Here is a 16,304-nt window from a genome sequence, read left to right as displayed (position 1 = left end):
ATGGCGCGAGGGGAACCGTAAGGTTACTGAGCGGTAAGTGGGAAGAGGTGTGCGCCGGATGAAGCCTCGAGCGTGTCCCGGCTCGGCGCGGCTCGGCACGGTTCGGCACGGCTCGGCGCGGTTCGCCGGGGCGGGTGGCGTCGGTCACGCCGCGGGGGTGCCGGGGGTCGCGCGCCGGTGACATGCCGCACAGGCGATTTGTCCGTTACTAGGGCGGTTAGTGGGTCTGGCGCGACGAACAAAAAGAACATTTCCCTCAAGGGGTGGGTCGGGATGTCGCTTTATGGGGCGATTCATGCGTCATGGGCGTTCTGTCAAGAAGGAAAAACATTTGAGGTGAAGTACTAGCGATCGTCGTAGATCGCGTTTTTTGGGCTTCGCGGATCCGGGGGTTACCAATGAATCGCCCATCCGGCGGCCGCTCGTGCGCCGGGTGGCCTTTTTCTGCCGCCGTCCCCCGAGGGGTCCCATGTCCACGTCTGTCTCGTCCCGTTCCGCCCGTACGTCCCTGCTGCGCACCCGCGCGGCTGTCCTGGCCGCCGGCCTCGGAGCGTCGGTCGTGCTGGGGGCCGGGGTCGCGGTCGCCGCCGACACCGGCTCCGCCCCCGGCGCGGCAAGCACCGTCGCCGCCCAGGCCGCCGCCAAGAAGGCCGCCTCCTGGGTCCACCCCGTGAAGAACTACAAGCTGTCCGCGAGCTTCAACCAGGCCGGCAGCATGTGGCAGTCCACCCACAGCGGGCAGGACTTCGCCGTGCCCAGCGGCACGGACGTCGTCGCCGCGCACGGCGGCACCGTGGTGAAGGCCGGCGGGAACGGCGCCGGCGACGGGCCCGCGTACGGCAACGCCATCGTCATCCGGCACGGCAACGGCACGTACTCGCAGTACGCGCACCTGTCCCGCATAGACGTCCGGGTCGGCCAGGTCGTCGCCACCGGCCAGCACATCGCGCGCTCCGGCAACACCGGCAACTCCAGCGGCCCGCACCTGCACTTCGAGATCCGTACGACCCCGAACTACGGGTCGGCCGTCGACCCGGTCGCGTTCCTGCGCGCCAAGGGCGTGACCGTCTGAGGACCGTTCAGGGCCGTGTTCGGGGCCTTCCGGGACCGTTCGGGGCCGTTTGGAGCGTCAGGGCGGGCCTATGACGGGTGCGTCCCCTCGTGGGCCCGCGTGACCAGGTCCGTGGCGACCTCGAGGACCGCCTTGCGCTTCTCCTCGGGGTCGGCCTCGATGTCGTTGAGGACGAGCATCCCGGCGTGCAGCGTGAACATCGCGCTGACGGAGCGCACCTGGTCGATCAGCTCGGCGTCGGGATCCATGAGGATGTCGCGGATGCCGAGCATGCGGTCGCGGAGCATCTCGCCGATGCGCAGTTCCTTCACCGTCGCCTGGTTCTCCTGCATGAAGCGGAAGAACCGGGACGCCCCGGTCAGCGCTTCGCTGTAACGGCGGATGAGTTCCTGCTTGGTGGCCAGTGTCCGGGGCTGCTGCCGGCCCCACTCGATCAGTTCCTCGATCGGGTGGGTGAGGTCCTCGAAGATGCTGACGAGGATCTCTTCCTTGGTCTTGAAGTGGTAGTACAGCGCCGCCTTGGTGACGTCCAGGTGCTCGGCGATCTCGCGCAGCGAGGTCTTCTCGTAGCCCTGCTCGGCGAAGAGTTCGAGGGCCACGTCCTGGATGCGCTGGCGGGTGTTGCCGCGGCGCTGCCGCTTGGTGCCGTCCATCGTGTCGCCCATCCTCGTCCCCCGATGAATACTTACTTGACGCCCGGCTAGTTGCGGGTCTACCTTCACGATTGTAGTCAACTTGCCGGGCGGCAAGTAAGTAGCGGTTGCTCTGGGGGAGTGGAAAAGATGGCGGACACACGGCAGGCCGACACGGCCGACCCGGGGGCGGGGAAGAAACCCAGGAGCGTTCGGGTCGTCCTCTTCGCGCTGATGATCACGATGATGCTCGCGATGCTCGACAACATGATCGTGGGCACCGCGATGCCGACGATCGTGGGCGAGCTCGGCGGACTGCAGCACCTGTCGTGGGTGGTGACGGCCTACACCCTCGCGACCGCGGCGGCGACCCCGGTCTGGGGCAAGCTCGGTGACATGTACGGCCGCAAGGCCACCTTCATGACCTCGATCGTGATCTTCCTGATCGGGTCCGCGCTCAGCGGCATGGCCCAGAACATGGGCGAGCTGATCGGCTTCCGGGCGGTCCAGGGCCTGGGCGCCGGCGGTCTGATGGTCGGCGTCATGGCGATCATCGGCGACCTGATCCCGCCGCGGGAGCGCGGCAAGTACCAGGGCATGATGGCCGGCATCATGGCGATCGCGATGATCGCCGGACCGCTGGTCGGCGGCACCATCACCGACAACTGGGGCTGGCGCTGGGCGTTCTACATCAACCTGCCGCTCGGCGTGGTGGCCCTCGGCCTGATCAGCGCCGTGCTGCACCTGCCCAGGAAGCGGTCGAAGGCGGGCATCGACTACCTCGGTGTCGGCCTGCTGACCGTCGGCATCACCTCCATCGTCCTCGTCACCACCTGGGGCGGCACGGAGTACGCCTGGACCTCGGCGCGGATCATGGAGCTGATCGGGATCGGCGTCGCCGCGCTCGTCGGGTTCGTGTTCTGGCAGACCAAGGCCGCGGAGCCGGTCGTGCCGCTGCACATCTTCCGCAGCCGCAACTTCACGCTGATGTCCGTCATCGGCTTCATCACCGGCTTCGTGATGTTCGGCGCGACCCTCTTCCTGCCGCTGTACCAGCAGTCGGTGCAGGGCGCGTCCGCGACCAACTCCGGGCTGCTGCTCCTGCCGATGCTCGGCGCGATGCTGGTGACGTCGATGGTCGCCGGGCGGGTCACCACCAGCAGCGGCCGCTACAAGGTCTTCCCGATCGCCGGCGGCGTGCTGATGATCACCGGGCTGTACCTGCTGTCGCTGATGGACACCGGGACCTCGCGCCTCACCTCCGGCGTGTACATGGCCGTACTGGGCCTGGGCATGGGCTGCCTGATGCAGATCACCATGCTGGTCGCGCAGAACAGCGTGCAGATGAGGGACATGGGCGTCGCGTCCTCCTCGACCACCCTGTTCCGCACGCTCGGTTCCTCCTTCGGCGTCGCGATCATGGGCGCCCTGTTCAACAACCGGGTCCAGGACGTGATGTCCGAGCGGGCCGGGGCGCTGGGATCGAAGATCACCGAGCAGTCCGCGCAGCTCGACGCGGCGAGCCTGGCCAAGCTGCCGGTCGCGGCCCGCGAGGCGTACCAGCACGCGGTGTCCGCCGGCACGCACTCGGCGTTCCTGCTGGGCTCCGTGATCGCCGTGGTGGTGCTGGTGGCCGCCCTGTTCGTGAAGGAGGTCCCGCTGAAGGGAGCGGGACCGAAGGCGGGCGAGAGCCCGGCCGACGGCACGGAGCCGGTCGCACCGCTGGCCGAGGCCGTGTGAGCCCGCACCGAACCGGACCGACTGATCAGACCCACCGATCCAGTCCCACTGATCCAGTCCCACTGATCCAGTCCCACTGATCCAGGCCCACTGAATCAGACCCGTTGATCCAGACCTGAAGACCCCGGCGCGTGTCCGCCCCGGGGTCTTCGGCTGTCCTCACCCTGCCCGGGAAGGCGTGCCGGGCCCGATGCCGGGCCCGGTGTCAGACCCGCGTGCCACCATCGGCCCCATGGACAAGATGCGGCAGTTGCGGCTGGCGAAGGACGCCATGGACCGTGACTGGTCCGACTCCGCGCTGGACCTGGACGCGGTCGCCGCGCACGCCGGATATTCGCGCTACCACTTCGTACGGGCCTTCAAGGAGGCGTACGGCGAGACGCCCGGCCAGTACCTGACGCACCGCCGCATGGAGCGCGCCGAGGACCTGCTGCGCACGGTCGGCCTGTCGGTGACCGAGATCTGCCACCTGGTCGGCTTCAGCAGCGTGGGCACGTTCTCCACCCGGTTCAAGGCGTGGACCGGGCTGACCCCCAGCGAGTACCGGACGAGACACAGGGGACGCGGCGCCGCCCTCATACTCACCCGGGACGCCGTCGCGGACACCTTCCGGCGGGTGGCCGCGCTCGCCGCGGGCTCGACGCTCGTCACGACCTTCCTGCGGCCGCCGGACGACGTCGAGCCGGAGGAACGGCCGCAGTTGCGGGCCGCGATGGAGGGCGCCCGTGCCTCCGGCACGCCCTTCCTCAGCTTCTTCGGGCCGCCGGAGATCCGGGCGCTCGCCGAGGAGGCCGGTTTCCGCGACACCCGGCACGTGCCGGCGGAGGAACTCACGGAACGCTATTTCGCGGGCCGGACGGACGGCGTACGGCCGTCGAGAGGGGAGGAACTGCTGCTGGCGGACGTGTGAGGGCTCCGCCCGGCAGGGGTGATCTACGGCAGCATCGGGTGGCTGCCGGTGTCCGTGGGTGCGTGTTCCGGCAGCCACAGCACCGCCACCGCGCCCTCGGCCGGCACGTGGTCCGGCGCCCCCGCCGGCCGTACGTTGCGGAACGTCAGCCGGGCGCCCAGCACCCGCGCCTGCCCCGCCGCGATCGTCAGGCCCAGCCCGTGCCCCTGGCCGGACCGGTCCCGGCTGCCGGTGCGGAAGCGGCTCGGGCCCTCGGCGAGCAGGTCGGCGGGGAAACCGGGCCCGTGGTCGCGCACCCGGATGACCCGGCCCTCGACGGTGACCTCGATGGGCGGCCTGCCGTGCCGGGCGGCGTTGGCGAGCAGGTTGAACAGCACGCGCTCCAGGCGCCGCGGGTCGGTCGTCACCTCCGACTCGTGCACCACCCGCACCTCGATGTCCGGGTCCTTGGCCGCCACCCGCCGGGCGACGAAGTCGCCCAGCATGATGTCCTGCAGCTCGGCCCGCTCGGAGGCGCCGTCGAGGCGGGCCACCTCCAGCACGTCCTCGACGAGGGTGCGCATGGCCTTCGCCCGGTCCAGGACCAGCTCGGTCGGCCGGCCGGGAGGCAGCAGTTCGGCCGCCGTCAGCAGCCCGGTGACCGGGGTGCGCAGCTCGTGCGCGATGTCGGCGGTGACCCGGCGTTCGGCCTCCAGCCGCTGCTGCAGCGCGTCCGCCATGGCGTCCACCGCTCTCGCCAGATCGTCGGTCTCGTCGCGTACGACCCCGCCGATCGCGTCCCGCACCCGGACGTCCGGCTCACCCCTGGCGACCTCGTTCGCCGCGGCCGCCGCCTTGCGCAGCCGGCGCGAGAGCTGCCCCCCGATCAGCACGCCGAGCGCGCTGCCGCCCAGGACGACGGCGATGGAACCGATCACCAGAGCCTGGTCGAGGTCGTTCAGGATGTCGATGCTGCGGTCGGTGAACCCGGTGTGCAGCGACAGCACGTGCCCGTCCTTGACCGGCACGGCCGCCCAGATGTCCGGCACGCGCCTGGGCCGCTCGCTGACGTAGGTCGCCCGCCGGCCCTGCTCGACCCGCTCGCGCAGGGCCGGCGGCAGCTCCGGGTCGTCGATCTTGACGTTGGGGAAGTTGGGCCGGTTGGACAGCTCGTAGTTGCGCTGGGCGATCTGGACGCGCTCGTCGGCGAGGTCGCGCGCGTTGTCCAGCATCGACACCCGGGCCGCGTTGTGCACGACCAGGCTCAGCGCGACCGCCACCAGCGCGCCGACCAGGGCGATGGCCGCACTGAGCTTCCACCGCAGGCCGGTCCGGATGCCGGCGCCCGTACCGAGGCGCCGGAGGATGCCGCGCATGTCCCTGGAGTCCCCGTTCACGCCTTCAACTTGTAGCCGAAGCCGCGGACCGTCTCGATCCGGTCCTGGCCGATCTTCGTGCGCAGCCGCTGCACGTGCACGTCGACCACGCGCGTGTCCCCGCCCCAGCCGTAGTCCCACACCCGCTCCAGCAGTTTGTCGCGCGACAGCACTGTGCCCGGCGCCGAGGAGAACTCCAGCAGCAGCCGCATCTCGGTCGGCGTGAGCGCCACCGGCTGCCCGGCCCGGCGCACCTCCATCCCCTCGGTGTCGACCTCCAGGTCGCCGAAGGTCAGCACCCCGCCGGTCACCCCGTCGCCGGCCTTGACGCCGCCGCCGGCGTGACCGAAGCGGCGCAGCACGGCCCGGATCCGCGCGACCAGCACGGCGCCGTCGAACGGCTTGGTCACGTAGTCGTCGGCACCCGCCTCCAGACCCAGCACGACGTCGATCGAGTCCGCCCGCGCCGACAGCATGATCACGGGGACCGTCGACTCGTCCCGGATCCGGCGGCACAGGCTCACCCCGTCGAGGCCGGGCACCATGACGTCGAGAAGCGCGATGTCGGGGCGGTCGGCGCGGAACGCCTCCAGCCCCGACAGTCCGTCGGGCATCGCGGTGACCGCGAAGCCGTCCCGCTCCAGGGCGAGCTGGGTGGCCTCGCGGATGACGTCGTCGTCCTCGACGAACAGGACGTGGGTCTGGTCTGCCATCCCGCTCTCAGTTCTCGGTGTCGTGGGTCTCTGTTGAGGAGACGCGGTGATTGTGCCGCGCGTTCACCGGTACATCGTCGTGGGGGTCCGAGCGGTTCACGGCGTCGACGAGGGGTCGCCCCCGACGGCGCTGCTGTAGTCGTTGTGCGTGCGGTACCGCTCGGCGAAGCGGCCCGAGATCCAGCGGTAGGTGATCACGTTCTCGCCGGACGGGCTCGACACCGGATCGCCCTTCTCGTAGACCTGCTTGGTCACCACCAGGTCGCCGCGGTCGATCTCCGCGTAGACCGGGGGCTCCTCGGCCTTGAACACGTTCTCGTACCGCCCGTGTTCCTCGCGGTACACGTACGAGCCGACTCCGACCGCGTCGCCGCAGGTCAGCACGTTCACCACGACGTCCGCCGCGGAACCTCCGGTCAGGTCGCCGTACGACACGTCGACCGGGTACTCGTCGCCGACGCACGGCTTCAGCTCGCGCCTGACCTCCGCCGAGATCCGGGGGTCGTCCTTGACCAGCTCGACCCCGTCCACGCGCCCGGTGGCCCCGACGGTGCGGGGGGTGACCGACTTGGTGGCGGGCGCCACCGAGTCGGCGTGGGCCGGGCCCTCGTCCCGGGCGCCGGTGCCCCCGGTGGCGCAGCCGGAGGCGAAAAGCGCGAGGGCGGGGGGGGGGGGGCCCCCCCCCCCGCGGCCCCCCCCCCCCCCCCCCCCCCGCGGGGCCCCGGGCGGGGGGCCCCCCCCCCGCCGCCCCCCCCGCCCCGGGGGGGGGGCGGCGGGCGGGGGGGGGGGGGCCCCCCCCCCGGGGGGGGGGGGGGCGCCCGGGGGGGGGCCCCCGCCCCCCCCCCCCGGGGGGGCGCGCCCCCCCCCCCCCCCCCCCCCCCCCCGCCTGCACGGCCCACCTGCCCGTGGGCCCCGCGCCGGTCAGACCGCGCAACGCTCCCGCTCCTCACGCTCCAGGGCCCGCGCGTCCAGCTCGCGCCGCTCCAGCTCCTCGCGGAGCCGGGCGAGCGCCCGGTGCAGCGTGCTCTTGACCGTTCCGGCCGACATGCCGAGGGCGGCGGCCGTCTCCTCCGTGGACATCTGCTCCCAGTGTCGCAGCACGACCACACTGCGCTGCTTGGGAGCGAGCACCTTCATGACGTCCATCAGCAGCGCCCGGTCCGCGTGCTGCTCGGTGGAGTCGTCGACGGAGGCGTCCGGCAGCTGCTCGGTCGGCACCTCCTCCAGCTTGCGCGCCCGCCACCACTCGGTCCGGGTGTTGATCATCACGCGGCGCAGGTAGGCGTCCGCGAGCCGCTTGTCCGCGATGCCCTCCCAGCGGCCGTAGGTGCGCACCAGCGCGGTCTGGAGGAGGTCCTGCGCGTCCACCGGGTCCGGGACCAGACGGCGGGCGCTGCGCAGCAGCGCGTCCTGCCGGGTGCGGACGTACTCCTCGAACTCGAGCACCTCGCCCTGCGCCATGATCAACCGCCTCCGATTCCCCGTTCCCGGCCCGCCCGCCGCCGGCTCCCCTGTGTGCACCGCTGTGCGCGGTACGCCGTTGAAACTACGGAGGCGTTGTCACGGCGCTGTCCGAGGCAGCGCGCGACTGTCAATCAGCTGTCCGTCGGTTGTGTAACGGAAGTAGGAAAGGGGGAAGCGGGCGCACCGAATTGCCCCGGTTCAATGCGATGTGGTGCTCGGTCAGGAGAGCGGCAGCCGGTACAGACCGCCGGGCAGCGGTTCCACGAGACCGTCCGCGACGAGACCGTCCAGCGCCCGTGCGCGCTGCACCGGCTCGTGCCACACGCGGTCGAGCACCGTCTGCGGGACGGGCGCGTGCGCCTCGCGCAGCACGGCCAGCAGCTTGCCGCGGACCTGGCGGTCCGTGCCCGCGTACGTCTGCCCGCGGCGCGGCGGGCCGTCGTGCTCGGGCTTGCCCGCCAGCCGCCAGGCGCACTGCGCGGCGATCGGGCAGCGGTGACAGCTCTCGTTCCTGGCCGTGCAGATCAGCGCGCCCAGCTCCATGGAGGCGGCGGCCCAGCGGGCGGCGGTGCGCTCGTCCTCGGGCAACAGGGCGCGCGCGAGCCTGCGTTCGGCGGCGGTGGTGGCGTTCGGCGGGTACTGCACGCCGGTGACCGCGCGCGCGAAGACCCGGCGGACGTTGGTGTCGAGGACGGCGTGCCGCTGGCCGTAGGCGAAGGAGGCGACGGCCGCGGCCGTGTACTCGCCGATGCCGGGCAGCGCGAGCAGCTGGGCGTGGTCGGTCGGTACGTCGCCGCCGTGCCGTTCCGCTATGGCGACCGCGGCGCCGTGCAGGCGCAGGGCGCGGCGCGGGTAGCCGAGCCGGCCCCAGGCGCGGACGGCCTCGCCGGGGGCCTCCCTGGCGAGGTCGGCGGGGCGGGGCCAGCGGGCCAGCCACTGCTCGTAGACGGGCAGGACACGGCTCACCGGCGTCTGCTGCAGCATGAACTCGCTGACCATCACGCCCCAGGCGCCGGCCTCCGGGCGACGCCACGGCAGGTCGCGGGCGTGCTCGTCGAACCAGGCGATGACGGGGGCGTGGAGCGTCGTGCCGGGGGCTTGGCTGTGGGGAGTGTTCGTGGGCGCAGTCATGGCGTTCCGATCCTGCCATGGCCCGCCGCGGTTCGGCCGTCGCGCGGTGCACACGGGTGCGTCGCGGTGCCGGGATGATGATCTGGAAAAGTTGGGGCTCCAGCGGCGGGTGGGGCAGGCTAACGTGCCGATCTCTCGTACAGTTTGCGCCGTGGGATCTCTGCGCAATCCGATCGGGCCGCTTCCCTCCTCCATCTACTGGCGACGGAGGGCCGTACTGCTGTCCGTGATCGCCCTGTTGGCGCTGGTGATCGCCTGGTTCGTCACATCGGACGACGGTGGCGGCAAGAAGAGCGACGACGGCGCGAACGGCAGGACTCCCGCGCCCACGATCTCCGCCGGGCCGTCGGGTTCGGGCCCCGCCATCAGCCAAGCGCCGGGCGGGCGGGACGAGTCGAGCGGCGGAGACTCCAACGGGTCCGGTTCCGGCGGGAGTTCGGACTCCGGTGGCGATTCCTCCGGGACCGGGAGCGGGTCCGGATCGGATTCCGGTTCCGGGTCCGGCTCCGGGGGCGCCGACGGGTCCGGTGGCGGCACGGGCGGCGGCTCGGACGCGGTCCTGGGCACCGGCGTCGGTGCGGGCGACACGGTCCCGGCCGGCTCGACGCTGCCCGACTGCGGCGCGAGCGCGGTGAAGTTGAGCCTGCGCAGCCTGCACAACGCCTACGAGCCCGGTCAGACGCCCACCCTCCTGCTGACCGCGACGAACTCCTCCGGCAGCGACTGCAAGGTGGATCTCGGCCCCAGGGCCGCGGTGTTGACGATCACCAAGGCGGGCGGCGACGACGACTACTGGTCCTCCGCCGACTGCCCCAAGGGCTCCGGCAGCCTGGTGTTCCGGGCGCCGGCCGGCAGCAGCATCACGTACACCGTGAAGTGGGACCGCAAGCCGAGTGCTCCGAAGTGCGCCACCCCTCCGGCCGGGTCGGCCGGGGCCGGGACGTACCTGGTGGAGGCCAAGGCACCGGGCTTCACGAAGGCACAGACGTCCTTCGTGCTACAGGACGCCTGAGACGGCCGATCACGGCGGTACGACCGAGGCATCCGGCCGAGTCGGCGGGCCACTGACGGAGGACCGAGTCGGCCGATCGAGGCGGTGGACCGAGCCGGTCGATCGAGGCGGTCGGCTTATGCGGTGGGCCGAGCCGGTCGGCCAGTGGCGGTCGGCGGAGGTGGTCGACCGAAGCGGTCGATCGGGGCGGTGGGCCGAAGCGGTCGGCTGATGCGGTCGATCGAGCCGGTTGGCCACTGGCGGTCGGCGGAGGCGGCGGACCGAATCGGGTGGACCGAGGTGGTCGGCCCAGGTGGTCGGCCGAGGTGGTGGGCCGAGGTGGTGGGCCGAGCCGGTTGGCCACTGGCGGTCGGCGGAGGCGGTGGACCGAAGCGGTGGACCGAGGCCGTGGGCCGAGGCTGTGGGCCGAAGCGGTCGGCTGATGCGGTCGATCGAGCCGGTCGCGGCCGGCGGTGGGCCGGGGTGGTGGGCCGTGACGGTCGGCTGACGCCGGTGGTGGGTCGGGGTGGTGGGCAGTGGCGGTCGACGGAGGCGGCGAACTGAAGCGGTCGATCGCGGCGGTGGACCGATGTGGTCGGCCAAGGCGGTGGACCGAGGCGGTCGATCGATGGTGGTCGGCCGGGGTGGCGGCAGGCGGCCGCGGGCCGGGGCGCCGGACCGAGACGGTCGGCCCGTGGCGTCGGTCGGCCGAGGCGGTCGCGGCCGGCGGTGGGCCGGGGTGGTGGCCGTGACGGTCGGCTGAGGCCGGTGGTGGGCCGGGGCGGTGGGCCGGGGTCAGACGTACCGTTCGAGGATCGAGGACTCCGCCAGGCGGGACAGGCCCTCGCGCACGCTCCGCGCGCGGGCCTCGCCCACGCCGTCCACCGTCTGGAGGTCGTCGACGCTCGCGGCGAGCAGCTTCTGCAGTCCGCCGAAGTGCTCGACGAGCCGGTCGATGATCGCGCCGGGCAGCCGCGGGACCTTGGCCAGGAGGCGGAAGCCGCGCGGGGACACCGCCGAGTCGAGGGCCTCCGGAGAGCCGGTGTACCCCAGCGCCTTGGCCACCGTGGACAGTTCGAGCAGCTCCGCGTGGGTGAGGGCGTCGAGTTCGTAGAGGGCCTCGTCGACCGTGCGGGAGCGCTTGGCGGTGGGCTCGGGGACGTAGTCCCGGACGACGAGTTCACGCTCGGGCTCCACGCCGGCGATCAGCTCGTCCAGCTGGAGGGCCAGCAGGCGCCCGTCGGTGCCCAGTTCGACCACGTATTCGGCGATTTCGGTGGCGATGCGGCGCACCATCTCCAGGCGCTGGGCCACCGCCGAGACATCACGGACCGTCACCAGGTCCTCGATCTCCAGCGCCGACAGCGTCCCCGCGACCTCGTCCAGGCGGAGCTTGTAGCGCTCCAGGGTCGCCAGGGCCTGGTTGGCGCGGGACAGGATCGCCGCGGAGTCCTCCAGGACGCGGCGCTGCCCGTCGACGTACAGGGCGATCAGGCGCATCGACTGGGACACGGACACCACCGGGAAGCCGACCTGCTTGGAGACCCGGTCCGCCGTGCGGTGCCGGGTGCCGGTCTCCTCCGTGGGGATCGTCGCGTCGGGCACGAACTGCACGCCCGCCCGCAGGATCTTCGACAGGTCCGAGGACAGCACGATGCCGCCGTCCAGCTTGCACAGCTCCCGCAGCCGCGTGGCCGTGAACTCCACGTCCAGCACGAAACCGCCCGTGCACATGACTTCGACGGTCTTGTCGAAGCCCAGCACGATGAGACCGCCGGTGTTGCCGCGGAGCACCCGCTCCAGGCCGTCGCGCAGGGCGGTGCCCGGAGCCACGGCGCTCAGCGAGGCGCGCATCAGGCCATCGGAACCGGCACTCCCACCGGACTTTCCGGGAGCCGCTGCCCGGTCGTTGGCTGCCACTGCACTCCTCCGGTCGCAGGTTCTGGGGCGCTCCCGTATCGCACATTCGGTCGTACGGACGGGCGAGACCAGGGCAAAGTCTACCGGCGCTCCTCCGCCTCCCGTGGGGCGTCTCGGCGACGGGAGCGCGGAAGGACCCGCAGGGCGTCCCCTATGTCGGCCACTTCCAGCACCTTCATGCCGGAAGGGATCTTGCCCGGGTCGCCCGGTACCAGGGCGTGCGTGAAGCCCAGACGGTGCGCCTCGGACAGCCGGCGCTGCACGCCCGTGACCCGTCTGACCTCGCCCGCGAGGCCCACCTCGCCGATCGCGACGAGGTTCTTCGGCAGCGGGGTGTCGCTCGCCGCCGACGCCAGCGCGAGGGCGATGGCGAGGTCGGCCGCGGGCTCCGACAGCCTCACCCCGCCGACCGTGGCGGAGTAGATGTCCCGCTTGCCGAGCGCGCTGATGCGGCCGCGCTGCTCCAGCACGGCGAGCATCATGGACACGCGGGAGGTCTCCAGACCAGAGGTGGTGCGCCGCGGAGAGGGGATCTGCGAGTCGACGGTGAGCGCCTGGACCTCGGCGACGAGCGGGCGGCGGCCCTCCAGGGTGACCGTCAGGCAGGTGCCCGGAACGGGTTCGTCACGCCGGGTCAGGAAGAGCCCGCTCGGGTCGGCGAGGCCCGTGATGCCCTCGTCGTGCAGTTCAAAGCAGCCGACCTCGTCCGTGGCGCCGTACCGGTTCTTGACACCGCGGACCAGGCGCAGGCGCGCGTGCCGGTCGCCCTCGAAGGACAGGACGACGTCCACCAGGTGCTCCAGCAGGCGGGGGCCCGCGATGGCGCCGTCCTTGGTGACGTGGCCCACCAGCAGCGTGGACATGCCGCGTTCCTTGGAAGCGCGGATCAGGGCGCCGGCGACCTCGCGCACCTGCGCCATGCCGCCCGGGGCGCCGTCGATCTCGGGTGAGGCCACCGTCTGCACCGAGTCCAGGATCAGCAGCGACGGCTTGACCGCGTCCAAGTGGCCGAGCACGGCCGCCAGATCGGTCTCCGCGGCGAGATACAGGTGGTCGTCGAGCGCCTTGATGCGGTCGGCGCGCAGCCTGACCTGGCTCGCCGACTCCTCACCGGTGACGTAGAGGGTGCGGTGCTCCTCGCTCGCCGACTTCGCCGCCACGTCCAGCAGGAGCGTCGACTTGCCGACGCCGGGCTCGCCCGCGAGCAGCACCACCGCGCCGGGCACCAGCCCGCCGCCGAGCACCCGGTCGAGCTCGGGCACGCCGGTGGAGCGGGCGGTGGCCTGACGGCCGTCGACCTGGCCGATGGGCAGCGCGGACGTCGTCACGCGGCCCGGCGCCGTCGTCCGGACGGCGGGCGCGCCGTACTCCTCGATCGTCCCCCAGGCCTGGCACTCGGGGCAGCGGCCGAGCCACTTGGCCGTCTGCCAGCCGCACTCGGTGCAGCGGTAGGAGGGGCGGTCCTTGGTGGTCTTGGTACGGGCAGCCATGCGCAAACCGTAACCGCCGCCACCGACAACGCCGCCCCCGCCGGGGAAGCGGGGCCGCCCGTCCCCGTTTGAGGGATCGTTTCACCCGTATGGATTAAATGTGCTCAAGGGGGAGGAAACCCCTGGTCTCCGGCCTCTACGGTCACATGGATGACGAGCAGCAGTCCGGAGACCTCCACCCGCATCACCGGTGCGGAGACCTCACCCCGCGTCACCGGTGCGGACCGGGCGCGCCGGGAGGCGCGAGACCGCGCCGCGGCGCGCACGGTCGCGAAACGGCCGCCCGCGCCGCCTGCGCAGCCCGCACCGCCCGCGCGCTACGAGCCGTACCTCGACGGGCTGTTCACCTACTGCCTGTCCGTGCTCTGCGACCACGACGCGGCGACCGCCGCCCTGGGGGACGTCCTCGCCCTCGCCGAGCGCCGCCGCGGCCCCGAGGCGGCCGGGGACCGGCGGGCCTGGCTGTACGCGCTGGCCCGCTGGGCGTGCCTGCGCAAGCTCGCCGAGGCCAGGCAGAAACGTCAGAGCACGCACGCGGCGGGCCGCCCCGCGGGTCCCCGGCAGCCCGCGGCCCCGTCCGTCCCCGAAGCCGTCCAGCAGGCCAGGCGGCGCGAACTCGCCCTGCTGGCCTGGCCGGAGGCCGCCGGCACCACCCCCGAGCAGCGCGAGGCCCTCGAACTCGCCGTGCGTCACCACCTCGCCGCCCACGAGGTGGCCGCCGTCCTCGGCACGGCTCCCACCGCCGCCCGCGAACTGCTCGCCTCCGCCGCCTGCGAGGTCGAGCGCACCCGCGCCGCCCTCGCCGTCGTCGAGACCGGCACCTGCCCGACCGTGGCCCGGCTCACCGGCGATGGCCGGCTGGTGCTCAGCACGGCCCTGCGCAAGGAGCTCGTCCGGCACGTGGACGACTGCCCGCGCTGCCGCCGCGGCGCCGAGCGCGCGATCCCCGGCCGCTGGCCCGGCGCGAGCGTCACCCCCGCCGCCGAGCTGCACGTGCTCCCGGCGCCCCGCGCCGCCCTGCACGCCGCCATGGCGCACTCGCCACGCGCGCGTGGCGCCGCCGCGCCCCGGTTCGACCGGCGCGGCTTCCCGATGGACCCCAGGGACCGCGCCGCCCGCCGGGCCCGGCTGCGCACGCGTGCCGTCACCACGACCGTCGTCGCCACGGTCGTCGCGGCGCCCGTGTTCGCCCTGTGGGTCGCCTACCGCGGCGGGCCGGCCGGTGGGGGAGCCGACGGCGCCTCCACCGGCGCCGACGAGGGGCACGGCCCCGGCCGGCCCGCCGGCGAGGGGGCGGGCGGCGGCTACGAGAACGCCGGCAACGCGGACGCCGGGCCGGACCCCCGCTTCGGCGGGCGCGCCGGGACGGACGTCTCCGCGGAGGTCGTCGGTGTGGCCGGCGCGGGTCGCAAGGGCGCCGGGCAGATCGAGGTGTCGGCCCGCACCAGCGGCGACACCACCCTCATCACCCTCACCGCCACCGGCTCCGTGGTGCGCTGGTCCGCGACGACCGGGGCGCCCTGGCTGTACCTGAGCCGGACGTCGGGCATCCTCGCGCCGGGCGAGTCGGTGACCGTCAGGGTGCACGTCGACCAGTTGCGGGAGCCGGCGGGGAGCTGGCGGGCGCAGGTGGCGGTGTCGCCGGCCGGCGCCGTCGTCACCATCGACGGCCGCGGCGTCGCGCCCAGCCCCTCGTACCAGGGTCCGAGCGGTCCCGCCGCCCCGACCCCGTCCGGCCCCCGCCCGACCCCGACGGCCACCTCGGCGCCCCCGGACCCCACCCCGAGCGACCCGCCTTCTTCGCCCGCCCCGCAGCCCACGCCCAGCGGATCCGCCCCGTCCGACCCGGCGGGCTCGTCCCCGCCGCCCACCGGCGGCGACCCGAGCCCGTCCGCGTCCTGACCGGCCGGCAAGGGCCTCTCCGCAGTCCCGAGCGGTCAGCCCACGGGGTCCGTGGGGTCCGCGGGATGCGCGGGATGCGCGGGGTCTGAGGGATCCGCGGGATGCGGTGCCAGCAACGGCAGCCGCGAGGCCAGCCGCGCCTCGCACAGCTCCACCAGGCGGTCGTACCCGGCCTTGCCCATCAGCTCGGTCAGCTCCGCCCGGTAGGAGACGTACACCGGCTCGCCCGCACCGTGCGCCGAGGTCGCCGACGTGCACCACCAGTGCAGGTCGTGGCCGCCCGGACCCCAGCCCCGGCGGTCGTACTCGCCGATCGACACCTGCAGCACGCGCGTGTCGTCGGGCCGGTCGATCCAGTCGTAGGTGCGCCGGATCGGCAGCTGCCAGCACACGTCCGGCTTGGTCTCCAGCGGCTCGCGGCCCTCGCGCAGGGCCAGGATGTGCAGCGAGCAGCCGGCGCCGCCCGGGAAGCCGGGCCGGTTCTGGAAGATGCAGGAGCCCTGGTAGGGGCGGGTCTGCCGGTCGCCGTCCTCGTCCTCGGACACCCAGCCGTTCCGGGTGCCCTCGGCGTGGTGCTGCCAGATCTCCGGAGTCAGCCGCGCCGCGTGCTCCGCGACCCGCTTCTCGTCGTCCTCGTCGGAGAAGTGGGCGCCCAGCGTGCAGCAGCCGTCCTCCGCGCGGCCCTCCTGGATCCCCTGGCAGCCGCTGCCGAAGATGCAGTTCCAGCGCGAGGTCAGCCAGGTCAGATCACACCGGAAGACCTGCTCGTCGTCCGCCGGATCAGGGAACTCCACCCACGCGCGCGCGAAGTCGAGGCCCTTCTCGTCCGCCTCCCGGACCTTGCGCGACTTCTTCGGCGACCTCACCCGCGGAGCGACGGCGGAATCCGCGGCGGACCCGGCTCCCGCTGCCGACTTGTCGGCCTTTGCCTTTTTCGTCTTTGGCACCCGACCAGGGTACGGCGCTCGCGGCGGCCTCGGGGAC

Annotated in this window: 12 protein-coding genes and 2 pseudogenes; 5 read left to right on the top strand and 9 right to left on the bottom strand. The window is 73.0% G+C overall.

Features of this window, described 5'->3' with window-relative positions:
- The first annotated feature begins 469 nt into the window (after positions 1–469).
- Complete coding sequence (locus tag ACH4ZX_RS32790) at positions 470–1,072, top strand: M23 family metallopeptidase (protein ID WP_398280809.1); 603 nt, start codon at positions 470–472, stop codon at positions 1,070–1,072.
- A 68-nt stretch (positions 1,073–1,140) separates the two neighbouring features.
- Here ACH4ZX_RS32790 and ACH4ZX_RS32785 read toward each other — a convergent pair whose 3' ends face one another.
- The gene (locus ACH4ZX_RS32785) at positions 1,141–1,737 is read right to left on the bottom strand and encodes a TetR/AcrR family transcriptional regulator (RefSeq protein ID WP_398280806.1); all 597 of its coding nucleotides are present in this window, start codon (positions 1,735–1,737) and stop codon (positions 1,141–1,143) included.
- Positions 1,738–1,854: 117 nt separating this feature from the next.
- On the opposite strand from ACH4ZX_RS32785, the gene ACH4ZX_RS32780 reads away from it, so the two are divergent.
- The gene (locus tag ACH4ZX_RS32780) at positions 1,855–3,444 is read left to right on the top strand and encodes an MDR family MFS transporter (RefSeq protein WP_398280803.1); all 1,590 of its coding nucleotides are present in this window, start codon (positions 1,855–1,857) and stop codon (positions 3,442–3,444) included.
- Positions 3,445–3,676: 232 nt separating this feature from the next.
- Positions 3,677–4,024 (top strand): annotated as a pseudogene (locus ACH4ZX_RS32775) (helix-turn-helix transcriptional regulator); the annotation flags it as partial.
- Positions 4,025–4,377: 353 nt separating this feature from the next.
- On the opposite strand, the gene cseC reads toward ACH4ZX_RS32775, so the two are convergent.
- The 5 genes and pseudogenes from cseC to ACH4ZX_RS32750 all read right to left on the bottom strand — a co-directional run bounded on the left by cseC (position 4,378) and on the right by ACH4ZX_RS32750 (position 9,017).
- Positions 4,378–5,709 (bottom strand): two-component system sensor histidine kinase CseC, encoded by a 1,332-nt coding sequence (cseC, locus tag ACH4ZX_RS32770; RefSeq protein WP_398280800.1) that lies wholly within the window; start codon positions 5,707–5,709, stop codon positions 4,378–4,380.
- A gap of 17 nt (positions 5,710–5,726) precedes the next feature.
- Positions 5,727–6,422: a two-component system response regulator CseB gene (cseB, locus tag ACH4ZX_RS32765; RefSeq protein ID WP_398280797.1), complete on the bottom strand. Its 696-nt coding sequence runs from the start codon at positions 6,420–6,422 to the stop codon at positions 5,727–5,729.
- Positions 6,423–6,518: 96 nt separating this feature from the next.
- Positions 6,519–7,085, bottom strand: a pseudogene (locus ACH4ZX_RS32760) (hypothetical protein); the annotation flags it as partial.
- A 258-nt stretch (positions 7,086–7,343) separates the two neighbouring features.
- Complete coding sequence (locus ACH4ZX_RS32755) at positions 7,344–7,883, bottom strand: SigE family RNA polymerase sigma factor (protein WP_360745210.1); 540 nt, start codon at positions 7,881–7,883, stop codon at positions 7,344–7,346.
- Positions 7,884–8,105: 222 nt separating this feature from the next.
- Entirely contained in the window at positions 8,106–9,017 is a 912-nt protein-coding gene (locus ACH4ZX_RS32750) for an A/G-specific adenine glycosylase (protein WP_398280793.1), read from the bottom strand.
- Positions 9,018–9,168: 151 nt separating this feature from the next.
- Between ACH4ZX_RS32750 and ACH4ZX_RS32745 the strand changes: the two genes are divergently transcribed.
- Complete coding sequence (locus ACH4ZX_RS32745; RefSeq protein ID WP_398280790.1) at positions 9,169–10,029, top strand: hypothetical protein; 861 nt, start codon at positions 9,169–9,171, stop codon at positions 10,027–10,029.
- A gap of 774 nt (positions 10,030–10,803) precedes the next feature.
- On the opposite strand, the gene disA is transcribed toward ACH4ZX_RS32745, so the two are convergent.
- Positions 10,804–11,928 carry a DNA integrity scanning diadenylate cyclase DisA gene (gene disA, locus ACH4ZX_RS32740; RefSeq protein ID WP_324785531.1) on the bottom strand — a complete coding sequence of 375 codons (1,125 nt, stop codon included), beginning with the start codon at positions 11,926–11,928 and terminating at the stop codon, positions 10,804–10,806.
- Between the two features lie 80 nt (positions 11,929–12,008).
- Entirely contained in the window at positions 12,009–13,418 is a 1,410-nt protein-coding gene (gene radA, locus ACH4ZX_RS32735; RefSeq protein ID WP_398280786.1) for a DNA repair protein RadA, read from the bottom strand.
- A gap of 150 nt (positions 13,419–13,568) precedes the next feature.
- On the opposite strand from radA, the gene ACH4ZX_RS32730 reads away from it, so the two are divergent.
- Positions 13,569–15,320 carry a hypothetical protein gene (locus ACH4ZX_RS32730; protein WP_398280783.1) on the top strand — a complete coding sequence of 584 codons (1,752 nt, stop codon included), beginning with the start codon at positions 13,569–13,571 and terminating at the stop codon, positions 15,318–15,320.
- A 35-nt stretch (positions 15,321–15,355) separates the two neighbouring features.
- Here ACH4ZX_RS32730 and ACH4ZX_RS32725 read toward each other — a convergent pair whose 3' ends face one another.
- On the bottom strand, positions 15,356–16,267 hold the full coding sequence (locus ACH4ZX_RS32725; RefSeq protein ID WP_398280780.1) for a hypothetical protein: 912 nt from the start codon (positions 16,265–16,267) through the stop codon (positions 15,356–15,358).
- Positions 16,268–16,304: the final 37 nt, after the last annotated feature.

The sequence above is a fragment of the Streptomyces sp. NPDC020490 genome (assembly GCF_044335305.1).
GTDB lineage: Bacteria > Actinomycetota > Actinomycetes > Streptomycetales > Streptomycetaceae > Streptomyces.
This window is presented reverse-complemented; position numbering and strand designations above follow the sequence as displayed.

Coding starts and splice junctions, on each gene's coding strand:
- ACH4ZX_RS32790 (WP_398280809.1), top strand. CDS start 470: ATGTCCACGTCTGTCTCGTCCCGTTCCGCCCGTACGTCCCTGCTGCGC.
- ACH4ZX_RS32785 (WP_398280806.1), bottom strand. CDS start 1,737: ATGGGCGACACGATGGACGGCACCAAGCGGCAGCGCCGCGGCAACACC.
- ACH4ZX_RS32780 (WP_398280803.1), top strand. CDS start 1,855: ATGGCGGACACACGGCAGGCCGACACGGCCGACCCGGGGGCGGGGAAG.
- cseC (WP_398280800.1), bottom strand. CDS start 5,709: ATGCGCGGCATCCTCCGGCGCCTCGGTACGGGCGCCGGCATCCGGACC.
- cseB (WP_398280797.1), bottom strand. CDS start 6,422: ATGGCAGACCAGACCCACGTCCTGTTCGTCGAGGACGACGACGTCATC.
- ACH4ZX_RS32755 (WP_360745210.1), bottom strand. CDS start 7,883: ATGGCGCAGGGCGAGGTGCTCGAGTTCGAGGAGTACGTCCGCACCCGG.
- ACH4ZX_RS32750 (WP_398280793.1), bottom strand. CDS start 9,017: ATGACTGCGCCCACGAACACTCCCCACAGCCAAGCCCCCGGCACGACG.
- radA (WP_398280786.1), bottom strand. CDS start 13,418: ATGGCTGCCCGTACCAAGACCACCAAGGACCGCCCCTCCTACCGCTGC.
- ACH4ZX_RS32730 (WP_398280783.1), top strand. CDS start 13,569: ATGACGAGCAGCAGTCCGGAGACCTCCACCCGCATCACCGGTGCGGAG.